The 1,938-nt window shown below is 42.6% G+C and carries 3 protein-coding genes; 1 reads left to right on the plus strand and 2 read right to left on the minus strand.

Annotation, left to right across the window (positions count from 1 at the left end):
• Together PX484_RS14435 and PX484_RS14440 are read right to left on the minus strand one after the other, a co-directional pair.
• Window positions 1–811 (minus strand): urease accessory protein UreD (locus PX484_RS14435; RefSeq protein ID WP_287764916.1); only part of this gene is annotated, 811 nt, incomplete at its 3' end.
• Window positions 811–1,335 carry a hypothetical protein gene (locus tag PX484_RS14440; RefSeq protein ID WP_287671257.1) on the minus strand — a complete coding sequence of 175 codons (525 nt, stop codon included), beginning with the start codon at window positions 1,333–1,335 and terminating at the stop codon, window positions 811–813. The genes PX484_RS14435 and PX484_RS14440, both read right to left, overlap by 1 nt.
• Before the next feature lie 366 nt (window positions 1,336–1,701).
• Here PX484_RS14440 and PX484_RS14445 point away from each other — a divergent pair.
• Window positions 1,702–1,938, plus strand: a 237-nt coding sequence (locus PX484_RS14445; RefSeq protein WP_288104389.1) for a DNA gyrase subunit A, incomplete at its 3' end; no start/stop codon positions are given.

Raw genomic sequence — 1,938 nt, forward strand, 5'->3', positions numbered from 1 at the left:
ACCAAGATAACCAAACTCGCGGAATAATTGCCTCTCGATCGCTCATTTCTCGCCTTAAAATTTGCCAAACCTGCTGAAACCATTGTCGCACTTCACCGCTAGAATTACCCCGATAACGACATAAAAGACCATCTCCTAAAGTGCTAGTAACTCCCATCTCTCCTTCTAGGGAAAAATCTCTCACTTTCTCAATTAAATTTCTGCCTACCGGTTGACCGATATAAACTAAAGTACCGATCAGGGCGCTATCATTTAAACCAGAAAATCCCTCGATCATTTTACCACCCAACAGGAAGGAGCGATCGAGCCATAAAGGTTGTCCAGATCGCCAAATTTCCCAATTAGAATGCCATTCTCCCGCTAAAAATTTCTCCCCTCTCGCACTGCGACCAAAACGGGTAATTTCCCATCCCAACCAACTGCTATTTTCCCCTAAATCCACTCGTAAATGTTGGCGAAATGCCGCCCCATTAAAGATAATTGTTTCTTGGGGTAGCCATTCTAAACCGGCATTGTCATCGATTTTAATCTCGATTAATTGTTGAGCTATCTGACCGTTACTCTGGTAAACTTTTCCAGCAGAAGCAGTGGTAATCAGGGCATTAGTAGCGGCTTGGAGATGAATTTTTTGTTGCAGAACATCACCGCCAACTATTCCCCCCGCCGTGTGTAAAATCACCGTATGACAAAGGTTTTTTCCTTCGGGATAAAAAGGTCTTTGTACTTTTAAAGGGGCGGTAGCATAGACGTGATTAATCTCGGTTGCGAGATTTTTTTGCTTGTAAATTAGTTCTAGGTTTCCCTGCCACATTATTGCTCCTCGGTCATGGTTTCTAAAAATTGCCGATAATTTTCGGGACTGAGATTAATTTTAACTTCTATTTGCTGTTCTTTATCCCTGATCAGTAAAATATATTCACTTTCCGCTTTTTTGCCGACCAGGAGAGGATTTTTTAGCTCGAATTTTTGATAAACCAGATGGGGTTTTGTCACCCGAATAACTAAACTAGGTTGGGATTGGGGATAAATGTATAATCGCTCCTGTTCCCGATCTAAAATTAATTGTTTAGGTGTCATGCTTCTTTCGTCAGCAAAAGTAGATTTATGCCAATAGAGGGTAATCCCCCGAATTTGGGGCATTTGAATGCTAAATTTTTCATCAAAACCTTGCTGCTCCCAATTAATATCTTCCAGAGAGCCAGTATCGGTAATTAAACGCTGTTGCCAGAAGACTTCCTTAAGATTTAAATCTTGCCACCATTGGCTAATAATTTGGAAATTATCCAGACTATCGGGGTGGGGATTGGCACTTTGCCAGAGGAGAGGAGTAAGCATTTTGGGGGAATTTTTGCGCTGGGAAAATCAGGTTAATAGTCTTCGCTGGAGTTAAGGGATCATTAATCTCAATTATCATCGATTCTCGAGCTGCCGATCGGGCCATGGTATTAACTCTCGATCGCATTTTTATTTTATCCTAATTATCGAGGGAAAAACTGCTAAAAGTAGTCTTCACCATTTGCTTTTTCCTGTTGTGATCGCTGCTAACTTGACACTATTCTAAACCCCAAAAAAGAGAGATTTTATGGTAAAATAGTCGTACAAATGGGCATATTCTGCACATCAAAAGGGTAAAAACCCGACTTTTAGCGAATTTAATCACAAAAACGCTTTTTTTGCCTTGTTATTGGAGTTAACCCCCCTATGACCGCCGCCCAGGATCATGTCGTCCCCACAGACTTAAGCAATGAAATGTCCCGTTCCTACCTAGAATACGCCATGAGCGTCATCGTTGGGCGAGCCTTGCCCGACGCTAGGGACGGACTGAAACCCGTACACCGGCGCATTCTTTATGCGATGTACGAACTAGGATTAACCCCCGATCGCCCCTTCCGGAAATGCGCTAGAGTCGTCGGGGAAGTATTAGGAAAATACCACCCC

It is taken from the genome of Microcystis sp. M49636_WE2 (assembly GCF_030065375.1).
GTDB classification, from domain to species: Bacteria; Cyanobacteriota; Cyanobacteriia; order Cyanobacteriales; family Microcystaceae; genus Microcystis; species Microcystis aeruginosa_C.

Bases quoted from the DNA above. Each gene is read 5' to 3' on its own strand.
- PX484_RS14440 (WP_287671257.1), bottom strand. From the start codon at position 1,335: ATGCTTACTCCTCTCCTCTGGCAAAGTGCCAATCCCCACCCCGATAGT.